Source organism: Solwaraspora sp. WMMB335, assembly GCF_049179075.1.
Taxonomy (GTDB): Bacteria; Actinomycetota; Actinomycetes; order Mycobacteriales; family Micromonosporaceae; genus Micromonospora_E.
The window spans coordinates 1664941-1683541 of sequence record NZ_JBMHMF010000001.1; the positions used below are offsets into that span (position 1 = coordinate 1664941).

At 70.7% G+C, this 18601-nt stretch carries 17 protein-coding genes; 9 read left to right on the top strand and 8 right to left on the bottom strand.

Annotated elements, in window-relative coordinates:
* From ACN27F_RS06785 to ACN27F_RS06810, 6 genes are read left to right on the top strand one after another with little or no spacing between them, the layout of a single operon-like run.
* The gene (locus ACN27F_RS06785) at positions 1-1260 is read left to right on the top strand and encodes a DUF6365 family protein (RefSeq protein WP_421431751.1); all 1260 of its coding nucleotides are present in this window, start codon (positions 1-3) and stop codon (positions 1258-1260) included.
* Positions 1257-2477 carry a DUF6365 family protein gene (locus ACN27F_RS06790; protein WP_421431752.1) on the top strand — a complete coding sequence of 407 codons (1221 nt, stop codon included), beginning with the start codon at positions 1257-1259 and terminating at the stop codon, positions 2475-2477. The genes ACN27F_RS06785 and ACN27F_RS06790 overlap by 4 nt, the downstream gene beginning before the upstream one ends.
* Entirely contained in the window at positions 2474-3910 is a 1437-nt protein-coding gene (locus tag ACN27F_RS06795) for a hypothetical protein (protein ID WP_421431753.1), read from the top strand. The genes ACN27F_RS06790 and ACN27F_RS06795 overlap by 4 nt, the downstream gene beginning before the upstream one ends.
* 37 nt (positions 3911-3947) lie before the next feature.
* The gene (locus ACN27F_RS06800; protein ID WP_421431754.1) at positions 3948-4871 is read left to right on the top strand and encodes a radical SAM protein; all 924 of its coding nucleotides are present in this window, start codon (positions 3948-3950) and stop codon (positions 4869-4871) included.
* A 3-nt stretch (positions 4872-4874) separates the two neighbouring features.
* Positions 4875-5546 (top strand): hypothetical protein, encoded by a 672-nt coding sequence (locus ACN27F_RS06805; RefSeq protein ID WP_421431755.1) that lies wholly within the window; start codon positions 4875-4877, stop codon positions 5544-5546.
* Positions 5547-5552: 6 nt separating this feature from the next.
* Positions 5553-6779, top strand: a complete 1227-nt coding sequence (locus ACN27F_RS06810; RefSeq protein ID WP_421431756.1) for a DUF6365 family protein — start codon at positions 5553-5555, stop codon at positions 6777-6779.
* Between the two features lie 8 nt (positions 6780-6787).
* Here ACN27F_RS06810 and ACN27F_RS06815 read toward each other — a convergent pair whose 3' ends face one another.
* Complete coding sequence (locus ACN27F_RS06815; RefSeq protein WP_421431757.1) at positions 6788-7612, bottom strand: AfsR/SARP family transcriptional regulator; 825 nt, start codon at positions 7610-7612, stop codon at positions 6788-6790.
* A 245-nt stretch (positions 7613-7857) separates the two neighbouring features.
* Positions 7858-8280 carry a hypothetical protein gene (locus ACN27F_RS06820; RefSeq protein WP_421431758.1) on the bottom strand — a complete coding sequence of 141 codons (423 nt, stop codon included), beginning with the start codon at positions 8278-8280 and terminating at the stop codon, positions 7858-7860.
* 24 nt (positions 8281-8304) lie between these two features.
* Between ACN27F_RS06820 and ACN27F_RS06825 the strand changes: the two genes are divergently transcribed.
* Entirely contained in the window at positions 8305-9258 is a 954-nt protein-coding gene (locus tag ACN27F_RS06825) for an aldo/keto reductase (RefSeq protein WP_421431759.1), read from the top strand.
* Positions 9259-9294: 36 nt separating this feature from the next.
* On the opposite strand, the gene ACN27F_RS06830 is transcribed toward ACN27F_RS06825, so the two are convergent.
* From ACN27F_RS06830 to ACN27F_RS06855, 6 genes are all read right to left on the bottom strand, one after another.
* Positions 9295-10509 (bottom strand): endonuclease/exonuclease/phosphatase family protein, encoded by a 1215-nt coding sequence (locus ACN27F_RS06830; protein ID WP_421431760.1) that lies wholly within the window; start codon positions 10507-10509, stop codon positions 9295-9297.
* Complete coding sequence (locus ACN27F_RS06835) at positions 10506-11552, bottom strand: glycosyltransferase family 2 protein (protein ID WP_421431761.1); 1047 nt, start codon at positions 11550-11552, stop codon at positions 10506-10508. The genes ACN27F_RS06830 and ACN27F_RS06835 overlap by 4 nt, the downstream gene beginning before the upstream one ends.
* A gap of 40 nt (positions 11553-11592) precedes the next feature.
* The gene (locus ACN27F_RS06840) at positions 11593-12621 is read right to left on the bottom strand and encodes a UbiA prenyltransferase family protein (RefSeq protein ID WP_421431762.1); all 1029 of its coding nucleotides are present in this window, start codon (positions 12619-12621) and stop codon (positions 11593-11595) included.
* A gap of 17 nt (positions 12622-12638) precedes the next feature.
* Positions 12639-13697, bottom strand: coding sequence for an NAD-dependent epimerase/dehydratase family protein (locus ACN27F_RS06845; RefSeq protein WP_421431763.1), 1059 nt, complete (start codon positions 13695-13697; stop codon positions 12639-12641).
* The gene (locus ACN27F_RS06850; RefSeq protein WP_421440014.1) at positions 13694-15022 is read right to left on the bottom strand and encodes an aspartate aminotransferase family protein; all 1329 of its coding nucleotides are present in this window, start codon (positions 15020-15022) and stop codon (positions 13694-13696) included. Before ACN27F_RS06850 ends, ACN27F_RS06845 begins: the two co-directional genes overlap by 4 nt.
* A gap of 163 nt (positions 15023-15185) precedes the next feature.
* Positions 15186-16253: a lysylphosphatidylglycerol synthase domain-containing protein gene (locus tag ACN27F_RS06855; RefSeq protein ID WP_421431764.1), complete on the bottom strand. Its 1068-nt coding sequence runs from the start codon at positions 16251-16253 to the stop codon at positions 15186-15188.
* Positions 16254-16747: 494 nt separating this feature from the next.
* On the opposite strand from ACN27F_RS06855, the gene ACN27F_RS06860 reads away from it, so the two are divergent.
* Positions 16748-17830, top strand: a complete 1083-nt coding sequence (locus ACN27F_RS06860) for a sensor histidine kinase (protein ID WP_421431765.1) — start codon at positions 16748-16750, stop codon at positions 17828-17830.
* Positions 17827-18507 (top strand): response regulator, encoded by a 681-nt coding sequence (locus ACN27F_RS06865; protein WP_421431766.1) that lies wholly within the window; start codon positions 17827-17829, stop codon positions 18505-18507. The genes ACN27F_RS06860 and ACN27F_RS06865 overlap by 4 nt, the downstream gene beginning before the upstream one ends.
* Positions 18508-18601 lie beyond the last annotated feature (94 nt).

Consider the following 18601-nt stretch of genomic DNA (forward strand, 5'->3'; position numbering starts at 1 on the left):
ATGACGAGTCGACGACGGACCGTCCTGTTCCTGGTGACCAGCTACTGGGCGCACGGCGAGCTGGCGATCGCCACCGAGTTCGCCCGCCGGATGGCCGGGACCGGGTTCCACCCGCTGTTCCTCATCCCGCCGACGCACCGCGAGCTGATCGCCGCGTCCGGGCTCGACCACCAGGTGATGATTCCCGGCGCCGGCAAACTCAACCGCATCCAGCTGCGGGACATCCAGCACGTGCACCGGCCGGCGCTGGTGGTGCTCGCCGACTTCATGAACTACGACTTCTGCGACCGTCACTACGGCCTGACCCGGGCCGACCTGTCGGTGTTCGACTGCCCGGTCGGCACGTTCGACAACTTCTCCTGGGGCCGCGCCGACGCCTGGCTGGACACCTACGGCTTCAAGGCCAAGTACGAAGGGGACATCACCCTCGACGGGCTCGCCTTCCGGCTGCGGCCGTGCCCGTTGAACAACCCGGTCGACACCCTGGCCGGACCGGACGTGCACCCGTACCCGCTGCTGGAAAGCGTCGACGACGTGCCCACCACCGACCGCGCCGAGGTACGGCGCGAGATCGGCGTCACCGGGGACCGCCCGGTGGTCCTGGTCACCGGCGCGACCTGGCAGCGGATGCACGCCGCGTACCCCCGGGTCACCAACTTCGTCGACGCCAGCCACACCATGCTGGAACAACTGCTCACGAAGCTGCTCCGGTACGCCGACGTGGTCGCGGTCGGACCGCAGCTGGTGTTCCACGACCGGGTTCCCGACGGCTTCCACCCGCTCGGCCCGATGGAGCCCGGCCGGTTCCGGCGATTGATCCAGGGCGTCGACCTGCACATCTCCAACAACATCGTGTCGGTCAGCCTGCACCGGCTGGCGCTGTCCGGGATCCCGTCGGTGGTCCTGATGAACTCGCTGACCAAGCGCAACGGTCGGCTGCGGTGGCTGCCGCCCGGCGGGCCCGAACTCACCGACTTCGCCCGGCAGGTGGTGGCCGACGTCGACTACCTCTACCCGTGCCGGATGTTCCCGGTCGGCTGGCACCGGTTCCTGCGCTCGCTGCTGGCCGACAACCCGTTCAGCGACACCGTCGCGCACGTGGAGATGTTCGACGAGGAGGGCGCGCTGGCCACCATCGTGCCGCTGCTGAGCGACGGGCCGCGGCGCGACGCGCTCGCGGCGGCGCGGGACACCTACCTCGCGGCACTGCGCAAACTGTCCGATGTCGACACTATCCTCCGTCAGGTGGCCGCCGCATGAAGCTGCTGTTCCTCGCACCCAGCCGGTTGTCGAGGGGAGACGCCGGCATCGCCGCCGATCTGGCGCGCCAGTTGCCCCGCAAGCAGTTCCAGGTGGGGTTCGTCGCCGCCGCCGAGGCGGTGCCACTGCTGCACGATCTCGGCATGCCGACGCTGGCGCTGTCCGGTGGCGCCCCCGGCGGGAACCTCGCCGCGCTCGACCGGATCGTCCAGGGGTTCCGTCCGGACCTGCTGATCGCCGCGGACGCGTTCGCGCTGCACCAGTCCCGGGAGTGGTCCGGGCTCAGCCTGGCGCTGCTGCGCGAGCGCTACGGTCACCCGGTCGCCAGCCTCGACCGGCTCGGCTGGGACACCGCCGGCTACACGGTCGACTTCTACGGTGGCGCGCAGGTCCAGCTCCCGCCCCTGCTGGACGGTTGTGACCTGCTCATCCGGACCGGTCCACCGCACGCGCCGCAGACCGCGCGCCCCGGCGTGACGGTGACCGGGCTGCACCGTGGCGGCCTACGCGACGGCGGCCTGCGACCGGCCGGTGCCGGCGGGACCGACGGCGGCGGCACCGGCGACGGCCGGCCGGTCGTCTTCCTGGTCAACTCGCCGTGGGAATACCGCAGCCCGCTCGCCTCGCTGCCGACGGCACACCTGATCGACGCGCTGCCCCGGATCGTCCACAGCCATCTCGCGGCGCTTCGCCGACCGCTGCGGGTGGTGCACGTCGGGCCCCGCCGCTGGCGCTTCCCGGTCGCCGACCAGATCGACTACCAGCACTTTAGCCGGCTGCCGTACCCGATGTTCCACGCCCGGCTGGCAGCCGCCGACCTGTTCCTGACGACCAACGTGCTGTCCGCCACGCTGGGCCGGGCCGTCCAGGCCGGCGTACCGGCGCTGGTCCTGCAGAACCACCGCCGGTTGCCGGCGGCGGCGGTGCCGGGCTGGCTCGCCACCGCCGCGCCGCTGCTGCGCACGGCCTACCCGTTCCGGGTCGCCCCGCTCGGCTGGCACGACCTGGTGGCACCGCTGCTGGCCGGCAACCCGTACCAGGACTGTTTCGCCACCGCCGGCGTCTTCGAGCGCGCCGCCGTACGCCGGGCCCTGACCGAGTTGCTGGACGCCGGGCCGGAACGCGCCCGGCTGCGCCAGCGCCAACACGACTACACCGAGCAGGTGGCGCGGCTGGCGCCACCGGTCGACGCACTGCGGGAGGTACTGCCCCGATGACCAACTGGGAGCCCACGGTGGCCGACCGGCGCCTCGTCGACCCGACGCGGCGGCGGCGGTACCGGGCCACCATGCGCAACGACTTCCTGACCCCGCGCGGGACACCGTACAAGTGGCAGGAGCTCACCGCCAGCGTCGACCGGGACGTCGCGGGCGCCGTGGCGCCCACCGTCGTGCCGGTCCGCTACCAGTGGGAGCGGGTGCAGTCGCGCACCGGCGACCCGAAGACCGCCGGCAACTGGCGGGAGTGGACGTTCGCCCGGGGGCAGAGCTTCCGCTCGGTCCTGCTGCACACCGACCTGGCCGGCGATGCCCCGGCGACGACGGATCCCGACATGACGGCCACGATGGACGTACGGTATCCGCAGTTGCCCAAGGCCCCGGCGGTGGACCTGCTGCTGATGGTGAGCTGGGACGTCATCACCTTCGAGATGATGGCCACCCATCTGATCACCACGCCGGGGCTGCGCACGGTCGGCAGCGCCGCCGAGGTGCGGGGGATCTCCGGCACCTGGGCCGACCTGACGTTCTCCGACCCGGGCGCGGTCGCGGCCTTCCACAACGCCCAGATGTACGGCCGCAACCTCGGCTTCGGACGGTTCGCCGGCCGCACGTGTGCGGTGTACTCCACCCAGTGCCTCGACTGCAAGATCGACGTCAGGTCGGGGCCGGTGACCCAGCGGGGCCGCTCGTCGTACTGGGTCACCGTGCAGGTCGACGCCGAGACCGGTGACCTGCTGTCGGCGGAGATGACCGAGATGATCGTGGCGACCCTGACCGGCCAGGACGGGCAGCAGGTCCCGGTGCAGAAACGCCGGTCGGTGCGGATGTGGGCCGACCTCGACGCGGCGGCGCCGGACACCGCCGCGACGGACCCGGCCGCGATCGACCCGGCCGTGCTGGTCGAGGCGGCCGAGCTCGCCGAACGCGTGTCGGGCCACGTCCGCTGGCAGGCGGCGTCGCTGGAGAAGCTGCCGCAGGGCGCGGCGGATCTCGCCGTGATGGGCTTCCGCAGCATGGTCGGCGCGGACTCGACCGAGGTCTACCGGCAGGTCCGGGCGCTGCGCAACGGGCTGAAGGCGATGGCCGACGGCGATCCGGCCGCGCGCGGCGCGCTGTACCGGCAGCTGCCGGCGCACCGCCGCCAGCTCGAAGGGCTGCTCGCCTTCGGACAGGTGGCCGTCGACGAGGCGACCCGGCTCGGGGTGCGCGACGAGCCGGGCCGCCGGGCGTTGCACGACTACCTGGTGCGGGTCCGGGGTGACCTCACCGACCTGCTGGCCGTGCTCGACCGGGTGTCGGAGTCCCCCGCCGCCGTGCCGGGCGGCGGATCCGCCGCCGGCCCACCGGCCGCCGGCCCACCGGCCGCCGGCCCACCGGCCGACGGAGCGCCGCGGCACGACCACCGCCTCACCACCGCCACCGGCGGCTAGCCTCGCCCGCCATCGGGAGACCGACCGACATCGAGGGATGACCATGAAAGCCCTGAGCGTGCATCTGACCGACATCTGCAACAGCAAGTGTTCCTTCTGCATCGTCGACTCACCGTTCGTCAAGGACGACTCGATCTCCCGCAAGCGGGTGTCCCGGTTCCTGCGCGACAACGCCGGCAAGGACTACCAGGCGGTCAACATCCACGGCGGTGAGGCCACCATCCGCCGGGACCTGCTGGACATCCTCGACGAGATCCGTGAGCTCGGCTATCCGACGGTGTTCCTGCAGACCAACGGCCGCAAGATGGCCCGTCGGCCGTACGCCCAGGAGCTGGTGGACCGGGGGGTGAGCCTGTTCATCGTGTCGATGCACGGGGCGACGGCGCTGACCCAGGACCGGATCAGCAAGTCGCTCGGCTCCTTCGAGCAGGCTGTCCAGGGCATCCGTAACGCCAAGGAACTGGGCGCGAAGATCCGGACCAACTCGGTGGTGTGCCGGGACAACTTCACCGAGATCCCGGAGATCGTGGACCTGTGCCTCGATCTCGGCGTCGATCACGTCAACGTCTCGGCGCTGCACACCGCCGGCACCGCCCTGCGCAACTTCGCCGAGGTCACGCCGCGCTACGACGAGATCCAGCCGTACGTGTTCGAGGCGGTCGACCGGGCGGTGCGCCGGGAACGGGTGGTGACGCTCGAAGGCTTCCCGCACTGCGCGATCCCCGGCTACGAGAAGTACATGATCAACTGGACGGAGAACCAGTTCAAGATGCTCTACCGGACCTTCGTCTTCGACGACTACGAGCGGATGATGGACGCCAGCGCGCGGGTCAAGGACGAACGCTGCGGCGGATGCGCACACGACGCCTCCTGCGGCGGGGTCTACAAGGAGTACGCCGAGTTCATCGGCTGGGACGAGTTCCAGCCGGTCACCCCGGCCACCCCCGCTGTGACGGCGTGAGACGTGCGGGCGATCACCCCTGCCGATGACGAGGTCTTCGGTCTGGCCAACGTCGCGGCGAAACTCGGCCGCGTCGACAAGGTCCTGGCCCGGATCGCGGACGACCATCGCGCCGACCCGGACGACCCCGACGCGGCCTGCCGCTACGCGCTGGCGCTGATGGCCACGGTCCGCGCCGACATCGCGGCGCACGCCCGGTTCACCAGCGCCATCGACGCCTTCGGGCGGGTGCTGGCCGTCGCACCGCAGCACTGGCTCGCCCGCTACAGCCGGGCCCGGCTGCGGGCGCTGGTGCCCAGCACGTACGGCTCGCTGTCCGTGCACGCCCCCAGCGAGCTCGCCAAGGCCGCCGAGGACCTCGCCGTGCTGGTCGCCGCGCAGGCCGACCAGCCGCCCCAGCCCTACTTCGCCAGCGCCTACGCCCTGGCCGCGGTGGTCGACCGGCTCGTCGACGGCGATTCGACGGGCGGGCGCTCGGCGCATCTGGCCGCCCTCGACGGCTGTCCCCGCCGGCCGGTGCGGCTGCCGGCGCTGGGGGCGATCCTGTGCGAGCCGCTGGTGACGCTGTACGCCGGCGGCGGCCCGCAGGCGGCCCGGATCGGCGAGTTGATGGCCGCGCTCTACGGTGACCAGTCGGCCGTGGTGGACGCCCTGCGCCGGCAGCCCGTCGGGTGATCGCGGATGTCACCGCGCACCGTGCTGTTCGTCGGCCTGGGTCACCTGTCGAACGGGGACCTCAGCATCGCCGCCGACTTCGCCCGCCAGCTGCCCGCCGACGAGTTCGACGTCGGGTTCGTGACCGCGCCCGGGACCGCGCCGTACGTACGGGGGTTCGGCCTGACCGCGTATCCGCTGGAGGCGGAGGCTCCGGAACGTAACCGGGAGACCTTCGACCGGCTGATGACCGAGCTGCGTCCCGAGCTGCTCGTCGCCGCCGACGCCTTCACCCTCGACTACTCGACCGGGTGGTCCGGTCTGAGCATGGGCCTGCTGCGGGAACGCTACGACACCGCCCTGGCCAGCTTCGACCAGTACGACTACCCGGCCGCCGACTACCTCGTCGACTTCTACACCGGTCACCGCAGCCGTTTTCCGCGTCTGTTCGACCTGTGCGACCTGGTGATCCGCAACAGCCCGCTGAACCGGCCGGTGCCCGGTGGGCCGTCGGTGGCGGTGACCCGGATGGTGTGCGGCGGGTCAGCGCCGTTGCCGGCGACCCGACGACGCCCTGCCGAGCCGCCGACGGTGTTTCTGACCAACTCACGGTGGGAGCACGTGAACGTGGTCCGCTCCCCCGAGATGGCGCAGCTGATCCTGACCATGCCACGGATCATCCACAGTCATCTCGCCGCGTTGCGGCGCCCGCTGCGGGTGGTGCACGTCGGGCCGGCCAGGTGGGACTTCCCGGTCGCCGACCAGATCGACTACCACTACCGGTCCCGGCTGACACCGGCCGAGTTCCACGGACTGCTCGCCGGCGCGGACCTGTACCTCACCGGCAACGTGGTCTCGGTGACGCTGACCCAGGCGGTCCTCGCCGGTGTTCCGTCGCTGGTGTTGCAGAACTACAAGACGCTGGACCTCGCCGCCCTCACCGCCTCCGGATCGGCGCCGTCCTGGCTGGTGGCGGCGGCGCCGGAGCTCTCCGTCGGCTACCCGTTCCGGATCTTCCCCTGGGGCTGGTACGAGTTCCTCGGCCCGGTGCTGTCGGACAACCCGTACGTCGACTGTTTCCTGACCGCCGGGATCTTCCAGCGGCGGCGGGTGCTGCAGGCGATGACCGAGCTGCTGGACGACTCGACGGTGCGGGCCGGGCTGGGCGAGCGGCAGGCCGACCTGCTCGACCGGCTCGACCGGCTCCCGCCCGCCGCCGAGGCACTGCGTCCGGTGCTGCCGGTACGCCGGTGAGCCGGGCCTCACCCGGCTGGCTGTCCGGCACGCAGAGCCAAACTCGGGTCTGACCGCAGGGCCGTGGCCGGATCCGCCCGCAGGGCCAGACTCGGATCCGCCCGCAGGATCGAGACCTGCATCCGTTGCAGGTCCGCCGACGGTTCCAGACCCAGCTCGGCGTCGAGCCGCTGTCGGGTGCGGGCATAGACGGTGAGCGCCTCGGCGGCCCGACCGGCCCGGTACAGCGCGAGCATGAGAAAGGCGGCGAACTGCTGCCGGAACGGATAGCGCGCCACCAGCTCGGTCAGCTCGTCGATGAGCTGCCCGTGGCGACCGAGCCGCAACTCGGCGCCGAACCTCTCCTCGATGGCGGCCAGCCGAGCTTCGTCCAGGCCACGGCACAGCTCCTCCCGGATCTCCTCGCTCGCCACGTCGGCCAACGCCGGCCCGCGCCACAACTCCAGTGCCTGGCGCAACAGATCCACCTTGTTCCGGCCGTCGTCACTGTCACGGGCCTTGTTCACGAGCAGCCGGAAACGATATACATCAATCGAATCCGGATCGCAGGTCAACATGTAGCCAGGACCGCGGCGGGTAACGGTCGGCGCTGCAGGACGCGGAGCATGTCGGGACAGCGTGGTACGCAGCCGGCTGAGATGCGCTTGGACGATCCGGCGGGCGCTGCTCGGCGGCCCGGCCGGCCACAGCAGGTCCACCAGACGGGCGAGCAGAATGAGCCGGTTGGGCTCAAGGAGCAGCACAGCGAGCACCAGACGCTGCTTACGGTCACCGAGATCAATAGGCTCGCCACCCACCCGGACCTGCACCGGGCCAAGTACCTGGAATTCCATCTAGCACCGTCCCGCATGATTGACCCCGGGCCGAGTTGATTATCCTGGCCGCCAGTGTAGGCGCAACAATAGCCACCAGTCGACGTCTGGGATATCGATCGTCTGTGCGGTTGCCACCAAACTCGGACCGTGCACGCGTATTCACCCCGCAAGCAACGAAGATCAGTCGGACGAAGTCCGATGTGTTCCCCCGTGCCACTGGTGCACCAGCCTGTCGGTGTCGGAGAAATCTGCCCTGCTTGCCATCAATTTCTGGAGATCACCACATTGGCCAGAAAAATCAGCACGCCACGTTCGTTCAGTCTAATTTGATTGAACCCGACACACCAGGAGCAGCACCCCAAGAAATAGGCGTGGATGATCAAAACCGGACACCATCCGGAACGACTACCGGATCTAATTATCGACCATCTCGAATTTAATGCGGTAGCAGCCCATTTTCGCGCCGAGGCCCGACGTGCCAACCGGCCGGGTACACGCTCGGCCGTGCCGAGCTCGGACGCGGGGACCGGGACGCCGCCGGCAGGCTGCTCGGTGAAGCGCGCCAGCTGTTCGAGCGGTGCGGCATGCTCGCCCGCATGGCCGAGGTGGACAGCCAACTGGCCGCGGCCGCGCTGCCGGCCGACCGGATCGCGCCCGGCTCCATACGCTGAAGGTGACAGGTCCACCCCACGTCCCAACCTGGAGGGTTGATGAGGCAGCAACGACTCAGCGGCGGATCCGGCATGCTGGTCAGTCGCCTGTGTCTCGGCGCGATGTCGTTCGGCACGACGGTCGACGAGCAGACCGCGTTCCAGATCCTGGACCGCTTCGTCGATGCCGGCGGCACCACCATCGACACTGCCAACTGCTACTCGTTCTGGGTGCCCGGTAGTCGCGGTGGGGAGAGCGAATCGGTGCTCGGCCGATGGCTCGCCAGCCGTGGCAGCCACGACGATCTCGTGATCGCCTCGAAGGTCGGCTCCGGGCTGGGACCGGACGGCACCGCCGAAGGGCTCGCGCCACAGGTCATCCGGGAACAGCTGGACGGTACGTTGCGCCGGCTCGGCACCGACCGGGTGGAGATCTACTACGCGCACCGGGAGGACCGGGTCACCCCCGACGAGCAGACCATCGCCGCCTTCCACGAGACGGTGACCGAGGGCAAGGTACGGGTACTCGGGGCGAGCAACCACGCCGCGTGGCGGCTTGCCGAGACCCGAGGGCTCGCCCGTGCGCGCGGCGAAACCCCGTACACCGTGGTCCAGCAGCGGTACTCGTACCTGCTGCCGCGCCCGGCGACGACCCTGCCCGAGGGCGGGCACGTGCACGCCAGTGAGGAGTTGCTCGACTACGTACGCACCCGTGAGCTGACCATGTTCGCGTACACCACCTTGCTGTGGGGCGCCTACTCCCGGGCGGACAAGCCACTGCAGGAGCATTATCTGCACCCCGGCACCGACCGTCGCCGGGGCGCTCTCGCCCGGGTCGCGTCCGAGCTCGGCGTCACCGCGAACCAGGTGGTGCTGGCCTGGCTGATCGAGCACGACCCGCCGATCGTCCCGATCGTCGGCGTCAGCTCGGTGGCCCAGCTCGACGAAGCGATCGGTGCCGTCGATCTGCAGCTGCCGGCCGAGCTGCGCAAGGTGCTCGACGAAGCAGCCTGAGCGGGCACCGTGCCTGCGCTGCCCGGTGGCGCTCGCTCAGCTCACCGAGAGGGTGACGAGTTGCCCCCGGTGGTCGCTCATCCCCCGGCCCGGCACCATCCGGTAGTCGTGGACCCGTACCGGTCCGGTGGTGAACGCCCAGTCCAACCGCCACAGCGTGGCGCTACCGTCCGGCCAGGAGACTGGATGGATCTCCTGGCTGGCCGGTAACGCGTCCCGTAACCGACGCCCGAGGACGCGCAACTCCCCCATCGCCGAGGTGGCGTTGAAGTCGCCGGCCAGCACCGCCGGTGCCGGGTTGTCGGCGAGGTCGGCCTCCACCGCCCGGTAATGGGCCTGCCGGCGGATCTCCTGAGCACGCATGAAAGCGGTGAACTCGGGCCGCCGCGGATCCACGGAGACGTCCAGCTGCACCGGGATGTGCACGTTGTACGCCGACAGCACGGTCCCCGCCACGAGCAGATCGGTCCGCAGGATCTTGTACCGGTAGTAGTCCGCGAAGTCCGACCCGGGTGGCGGGCCGCCCAGCCGTGGATCGGTCAGGTACGGCGACGCGTCCAGCGCGTGTTCGCGTACCACCGGGTAGCGGGACATGGTCAGCAACTCGCCGACCGCGACGATCTGGTAGTCGGGGAAACGCTCGCGTAGCTCGGCGCGGTAATCGACCCGGACCGGCCGGTGCCCGGCGAGGTCCCAGCCGACATGCTCGCTGAGCAGGTAGACGTCGGCCCGCTGATCGGCCAGGTAGGTGTAGAACCGCTCCGGGTCGTCGCCGTCGTGCCAGTACTCGGTGTTCCAGGCGAACACCCGTACCGCGTCGACGGGCACCGGCCCGACCTCGTCGGCGTGCCCGCCGGGTAGCGCGTACACGTTCAGCCCGGCCAGGTCGACGCCGAGCGCCAGGCAACAGACGAGCGCCAGGGCGAGCCGGGCGCGGACCGGGCGGGCCAGCAGCGTCAGCGGGACCAGCGCCAGCGGCACCGCGACGAACAGCAGCGGCGGCATCAGCTCGAACGGACGCCACCACCAGTGCGTACCGGTCAACACCAGAAACGCCGCCAGGAACAGGCTCCACCCGGCGACGGTGGCGAAGACCAGCCGGGCGCGCAGCGACCAGCGCCGCCGCTGTGCAGCGGCGCCGGCAGTGCCGGCAGTGCCGGCGCCGCTGTCCGCCGCCCCGGCGGGCGGGACGTGCCCCGGCACGGTGGCCGGAGCGGTCCCGCCGGGATCGGCGGTGAGCAGGTCACTCATGCCGGCGCTCCGGTCGACGCCGGAGCGGCCGGCGCGGCGGTGGACAGCCACCGTGCGTCGTACAGTCGCCGGAACCGGCCCGACACCAGCCATTGCAGCGCGCCGACCGCGATACCGCTGGAGATGGCCACGTTGGTCAGAAACGCGACGGTGGTGAATACCATCAGGAAACCCACGCCGCGACGGCGCAGCACGTAGCGGTACATGGCGGCGTCGCCGGCGACCATCGCCGCGAGAAGCGTCCCGGTGGCCGACAACGACCACGGGCTCAGCACGGCCAGCGCAAGGCTGGCCAGCACGCCGAGCGCGGCGAGGGCGGCGAGCGAACGCGGAGCACTCTCGAAGCCCTTGGCGAAGCGACGGCGCCGGGCGAACAACGGCACCCGCAACCGCGCCCGCCGGAACAACTTGCGCATCAGCGGTAGCAACTTGTCGTCGTCGTCGTGCCAGCCGCGGACCGCTTCGGTGACCCGGATCTGGTACCGCGCGGACATCCGCTGCCCGTAGTCGACCTCCTCGGTCTGGCGCAGCCGGGGATTGAACGGGCCGACCTCGTCGAAGACCTTCCGGGGGATCGCCGTCAGCGACGAGAACAGGAAACTGACCTCACCCAGCGAGGCCATCCGCCAGCAGTACGCCTGCAGCACGCGGCACTCCTCCACCACACTGTCCCGGATCAGCGGCTCGTCCTCGTAGATGCCGCAGACAGCACCGTACTCGGGATGCGCCCGCAGCTCGGCGACCGCCGTCTCGATCGCGTCCGCACGCAGCGCGACGTCCGAGTCGACGAAGAAGAGGACCTCACCCCGGGCAGCGGCGGCGCCGGTGTTGCGGGCCACCGCGACACCGCTGTTGCGGGCGGTCTGCAGCACCGTGACGGCACGGCGCCGGGCGATCTCCAGCGAGTCGTCGGTGCTGTGATCGTCGACCACGATGATCTCGATCGGGCGGTACGTCTGGTCCAGCGCTGAGTCGATGCACCGGCCGATGGAGTTGCCGTAGTTGTAGTTCGGGATGATGACGGAAACGAGTGGGTCGGGCATTGCTGCTCCTTGTCTGTCCGGGCGGGATCCGGCTGCGTCGTCAGCGCAGGCGGGCGACGAGGTCGAGCGGCAGGGTGTAGTGCGCGGCGAGCAGCGTGGCGGCCAGCAACGCACCCCACAGCAGGGCGTTGACGACCATGGCCCGGTCGCGTAGCAGGATCCGGGTCGGTTCCCCACCATGACCGTCGACCACCAGGATCTGCAGGTACCGGGCGACGGCGAAGAACGCGAACGGCACCGAGCCGAGCAGGGCCAGATCGGCGTACGGGTCGGCCACCGTCTCCTGTAGGGAGAACAGAAACGCGGCCACGGCCAGCACCGCGCAGAACACGATGAGGTAGTCCAGGTACTGGACCGAGTACCCGCGCAACGACGGCCGGTGGGCACTGCCGGACACTGTGACCTCGTGCCGTCGCTTGCCGAGGATGAACAGCAGGCACAGGGCGAAGACCGAGACCAGCAGCCACCGGCCGACGGGTGCGCCGGCAGCCAGATAGCCCTCGACGACCCGCAGCACGAAGCCGATCGCGACCACGCACACATCGACCAGCGGCAGATGCTTCAGGCCACGGCTGTAGGCCAGGTTGAGTCCGAGGTAGACGGCGATCGGCCACCAGGCCACGGCCGGCCCGAACAGCACGGCGGCGGCCAGCAGCAACGCCAGGGCGAGGCCGAGGAGGTACGCGAGCGGGACGCTGATCCGCCCGGCGGCGACGGGCCGGTGGCGCTTGGTGGGGTGTGCCCGGTCCCGGTGCCGGTCGTAGACGTCGTTGCACACGTACACCAGCGACGAAGCGAGGGTGAACAACACGACCGCCCAGCCGACCCGGGCCAGCGGACCCGGGCCCAGCGCCGGTGCGTCGATCAGGGCGAGCGGCACCACCAGCAGGTTCTTCGCCCACTGGTGGGGCCGGATCAGGGTGATCAGGTCGGCCAGCAGATTGGGTCGGGTGGACCCGGGGGTCGGGGACGTCGGGGTGATCGGGGTGGTCGGGGTGGTCGGGGTGGCGGCCGGGCCGGGAACGGCGGTCGAGCCGGCGCCGACCGGCTGGTCGATGGCGATGGTCACGACGAGCTCCGGTGGGTTCAGAAGACGGCTTTGGCCAGGCCCAGAACGCCCTGTTTCCAGGGCTCCCGGCTGGTGCGCCCGGTGGACGGGCCGGCGGCGGTCGCGGCGGCGCGATTGGCCCGCCACCAGCGGTAGGTACGCAGGATCGCGTCGCGGTTGGTGTAGCGCGGCCGCCAGCCGAGGACCTCTTCGGCCTTGTCGATGCTGACGTACGAGTCGTCCAGCAGCTTGTGGATCAGCCGCCCGTACACCGGCGACAGCCGCAGCCGTTCGAGCAGCTGCAGGACGGCGACGGCGGGGCGGGCCGGAATCGGGATCACCCGCTTGCCGTGCCCGGCGGCGTCGAGCACGGCCTGGAAGTCCTCCCGAATCGTGCCGAACTCGGCCGCGCCCAGGTTGAACGTGTCGTTGGCGCGATCGGGCGGCGCGTGCAGGGCGGCGGTGACCGCGTCGACGAGGTCCTCCACGGCGAACATCTGGATTCGCACGTCGCCGCGTCCGAGCACCGGGAAGTTCCGGCCTTCCTCGGCCCACTCGAACAGCATCGCGAACAGCCCCATCCGGCCGGGTCCGAGAAAGGTCTTCGGCCGCAGCATCGGCACGCACATGCCGGCCGCCCGCCACCGCTCACCGATCTCCTCGGCGGCGGCCTTCGCCCGGCTGTACGGGTCGACCGGGCTGCGTGGGTGGTCCTCGGTGGTCGGCACCTGCCTGGGTAGTCCGTAGACGGCGGTGGTGGAGATGTGCACGACCCGTTCGACGCCGGCCGTGCGGGCGGCGTCGAGCACGTTGCGGGTGCCGTCCACGATGATCGACCGGATCTCGGGTTCGGGGTAGCTGGGCAGTGCCGCGGCGGTGTGCACCACGGCGTGCGTACCGGTGAGCGCCGCACGCACCCGTGCGGTGTCCCGGACGTCGGCGAGCACGTGGTCGACGCCGGGCACCGGCTCGGCCGGCGGCCGCAGGTCGACGCTGCGTACCTGCCAGCCGTCGGCGGCCAGGTGGCGCACCAGGTTGCCGCCGAGCATGCCGCTGCCGCCCGTCACGGTGACCGTCCTGTCGTGCACCCCGCTCACCACAGCGACGACACCTTCTCGGCGACGAAGCGGGCCAGCAGGCGGGTCATGCCGAGCGAGAGGGTGCGGTCCAGGCAGTCGAGGAAGTGCTCGACCTCGGCCGGCTCGACGACCAGCGGTGGCCCCACCACCAGCGGGTTCCTGCCGTTGAGCGTGTAGTAGCTGTAGATGTCGTGGTCGCGGTAGAGGGCGTTGATCACCGCGCAGGTGACCAGCTTGGTGCCGAACTGCGGATCCTTGGCCAGCCCACCCGGTGCGACCTTGGCCACCAGGTCCAGCGAGCGGGCGCTGTTGAGGAAGACACCCCACAGCGCACCGGCGCCCCGTACCTCGGTCACGACGTCGGGGTGTTGCTTGGCGATCCGTTCGAGTCCCGGCGCGAGCACCCGCTCGATCGCCCGCGCCCGGGCCGGGAAGTCCTCGTCGACGGCCACGTTGATCGCCTCGATCGCGGTCGCGGTCTCCTCGCCGAAGCCGTAGTAGGTGGTGCTGGTGCTCTGCAGCAACGCGTCGTTGAGGCTGCCGTACGCCTTGGTGAACACGCGTCGGCGGGCCACGTACGCCGAGATCGACGACTTGCCCCCGCCGAAGGACTTCGAGGTGGTCACCACGTCGGGCACCAGCCCGGGGTAGCGGGTGAAGTAGAACATCGTCCCGGTCTTGCCCCAGCCCGTGTAGATCTCGTCGAAGATCAGCACGATGTCCTCGCGGGTGCACAGCTCGCGCAGGCCACGCAGGAAATCCTCTGAGCACCACCGCATGGTGGAGGCGCTGAACGGCTCGATGAGGATGGCGTACACGTCGCTGTGGCCCTTGCGGTCGCGGCTGGCCTCCACCGCCGCTCGCACCGCGGCCAGGTCGTCGTAGTCGAACGACACCACGCCGGGGATACCGGGGAAGGCGAAGTGGTTCTGCGCGCTGCCGGTGAGGCTGCCGGAGCCGAGCAGCTTGCCGTGGAAGCTGATGTCGCTACGCAGGATCGTGTTGCGCCGCCCGCCGTGGTACTTGTACGCCAGCTTCACCGCTCCCTCGACGGCCTCCGCGCCGGAATTCGGCAGGAACGACATGTCGAGGTCGTCGGGCAGCACGGCGGCCAGGTTGTGCGACAGCGCGGCGAGGTACGGCGAGAAGTAGGTCTTGTGCACCTCCATCCGCTGCCGCTCGGCGAACCGGCGCCGGGCGGCCAGGATGCGCGGGTGGTTGTGCCCGTGGTTGAGCACCCCGACGCCCCCGGTGAAGTCGAGGATCCGCCGGCCGTCGCGGGTGTAGAGGTAGGCACCCTCGGCCCGGTCGACGAGCTCACGGCCGAACCCGAACGACGTCATCAGGCTGACCTGGCTCTTGTTCACGTGCCGGCGGTACAGCTCGTGCACCTGCTCGACGCCGAGCCGCTCGGCGTCGTCGATGGACAACAGTCGTGGCATCGCTGGGTCCTTTCTCTCCGGTGGTGACGGACGCCTGCTCGTCGCGGTGGCAGGCGGTGGCGGATCAGACCGAAGCCGTGGCCGGGGACCGCTCGGCCGCGGCGTCTCTGGACGCTTCGACCGCCCGCGCGGCGCGCCGGTCGCGCAGCGCGGTGACGAGCAGGGCGATCCCGGCGGTCACGATCTCGGCGAGAGTGCAGAGCACCCGGCTGGCGATAGCGGTGGTGACCGCCGCCGGCAGCGGCAGCACGACGGTGAGCGCGGCGATCAGCAGGACCTCCCGCACCCCCGCGCCGTCCGGAACGAACAGGGCGAGGGTGCCGGCCACGCTGGCGAGCGCGAAGGCGCCCAGCGCCACCGCCGCCGTCTCGACCGGCGCGGCACCGAGCAGCGTGGCGATCACCCAGACGTGCACCCCGAACAGCACCCACGATGCCGTCTGCCAGGCGATAGACCGACGCAGGTGCTCCGGCCGGGCCAGCGGGGCCGGCCGCTGCCGACGGGCCAGCCGGGCCGCCACGGACACCACCCGGTCGATCAGCACCGGTCGGGCGAGCAGCAGCACGAGCAGCGCGCCGAGGGGTGGGAAGAGCCAGAGCGAGTGGGCACCGAGCAGGACCGGCGCGACCAGCAGGCCGACTGTGGCGCCGCTGACCAGCACCACCACCACGTTCACCAGGTAGATCCCGGCCGTGCGGGTGCGGCTCATCCCGGCCCGTTCACCGAGCTTGAGCAGGGCCAGCAGCCCCCAGACCCGGCCGGGCAGGAACTTGCCGAGAAAGCCGACGAAGAACATCCGGACACCGGTACGGGCCGGCACCGGTGCCCCGGTCGCCGAGATCGTCAACAGCCAGGCGCGGGTGGCGCAGAGCAGGCCGGCCGAGGTGACCGCCAGCGCCACGGCCAGCACCGGCACCGTCCGCGGGCGGGCCAGCTGGCCGAGCGTCGACCAGTCCTGGTCACGCAGGGCCAGAGTAACGGCCACGCAGACGGCGACCACGAACATCCAGGTGACCGACTGACGTACGAGCCGGCGGCCACGTCGACCGGTCCTCGGGGCGGTCGTCGGGGCGGTCGTCGGGGCGGTCGTCGCCGGCTCTCGGCCGGCGTCCACCGGCTCGTCTGTGGCCATCGCGGCCTGCTCCTTTCCCCGTGGTCGAGGGCTTGCCGGGTGGGCTGGCTCGCGCCTGGCCAGACCCGGCTCCCCAAGACCCATCGCTGCGACGAATATCGATGAAACGACGGTAGGGAACGACACCCGGGCCGGCCAAGGTAGCGAACCGCCATTCACCGACGAGTCCCATGAAGGTGGCAGCGGCGGCTACGACCAAGGACGCAGTACTCCTCGACCATCGGGCGGTGCGGGTGCAGTCCGGACGCCGTCGCTGGCAGGCGCCGTCGGTGCGCTGGCGCCGACCGGCGCGCTGCTGCCCGCGCCGACGATGCTGGCCCCGACGGCGGTGCGCAGGACCGTTGAATCCACCGGACCGGGGCCACTATAGATCGACGCTGGTAAATTCTCAATGCGACGGAAGTGGCATCTGAGGCTCCCGGGACGAGGCTACGACCGAGCGGTCCGGAGCGCTACCATGAGTCTCCGTGGCAGGCGCCGGCGGGGGAGGCCTCTTGACAACTGGGCGGGACGCGGATGCGGATCAAGGCCCGGACATCACGGGGATACTCGACGAGATCGTAGTCGCGTTCACCGATGCGCTGCGGCGACAGGGCAGCCCGTTGACCGCTCGACCGGAGATCGTCGAGCAGCTGATCGTTCAGGTGGCGTCGGTCCTCGACGACGTGGCGGCCCAACTCGACCGGCCCGACGCCCCCCAGGTGGAGCCGACGGGTGAGGCCCGGCTGTTCACCATCGAAATCGGCGCGCAGCGCGCCGAACGCGGCATCCACCCGGTGGAGTCGCTGCGCGCCGCCATCACGTTGTTCGAGGTCACTCTGCCGATACTCAGCCGCGAGCTCGCCCCCGCGGACAGCACGACCGCGACCCGGATCAGCAAACTGCTCCATGAGGCGATCATGGCGCGGGTCGCCATCGGTTCACTGTCCTACGTGACGTTTCTCATGGCGAAGCTGCAGGCGTCCCGGCAGGAGGAACGGCGACGGATCGCCCGCGAGCTGCACGACCGGGTGCTGCACGGGATGAGCCTGACGCTGCACCGGCTGGACCTGCACCGGCACTACGCCGCGCACGACCAGGCACGGGCGGGTGCCAACCTCGACGGCGCGGTCGAATACCTCGGTGAGGTGGTGCGTATCGTGCAACAGCTCTCCGCCGAGCTCCGCCGCTCCGTCGGCGAGGAAGGCCTGGAGAGCGCACTACGCGCCTACCTGGACGCGACGACGCCACCGTCGGTACAGGTCTCGCTCGGCACCACCGGCGATGCCAAATCCCTGCCGCCGGACACCGCCGAGGAGCTCTACCTGATCCTGCGCGAGGCGGTACGCAACTCCCTGCGGCACGCTGGACCGACCCGACTGGACGTCACCATCGACGTGGACACCACTGCGGTGCACGCCGTGGTGTCCGACGACGGGCGGGGCTTCGACCCGGACGATCCGGACCGGACCGGTGGCGGGCTTCCGTCCATGCGGGAACGGGCGCTGCTGCTGCGCGGCCGACTCACCGTCGTCAGCAAGCCCGACACGGGCACGCGCGTCGAGGTTCGCGTCCCGCTGGCGGAGAGCGGGCTGTGAGTACCCCGACCCGCCGACAGATCCGGGTCTGCCTTGCCGATGATCACACGTTGATGCGCGACGGAATTCGCGAGATGCTCTCCACCGATTCCGGGTTCACGGTCGCCGGCGAGGCCTCGACCGGGCCGGAAGCGGTGGCCGTGTGTGTCCGGCTACGACCCGACGTCCTGTTGCTGGACGTCGAGATGCCCGGCCCCGGAGCCGCTGCCGTCATCCGCCAGGTCGCCCGGGCCGCCCCGCAAACCCGGGTCGTCGTGTTGACCATGCACGACGACCCGGACATCGTGTCCGAGCTGCTGGAAGCCGGCGCGGTCGCGTACCTGCTCAAGACGATCCTGCGGGACGAACTCGTCGCCGCCGTCCGGTCCGTGGTACGCCGACCCGTGCAGAACATCCTGCTTGCCGTCTCCCGGGCGACGGTGCAGCGGCTCGACCGGCAGCGACCGCGCGCCGCGGCGCCGTTGACCGAACGGGAGCTGGAGGTGCTCCGGCTGACCGCCGACGCGATGAGCAACGCCCAGATCGCCAGCAGGTTGTTCATCACGGAGGCGACCGTCAAACGGCACCTGACCAACATCTATGCGAAGCTGCACGCGGTGTCGCGGGTCGACGCGGTCCGCAAGGCGACCGCGGCGCGGCTGATCAAGCCGGTGCCGCAGCCGCCGGTCAGCTACTGAGCTCGCCGGAGCCCGCCGGAGCTCGCCGCGCCGAGCCGGACGGGGACGGCCGCCAGCGGAACGCTCCCACCCACGCGAATTTCCGCGCTGGCAC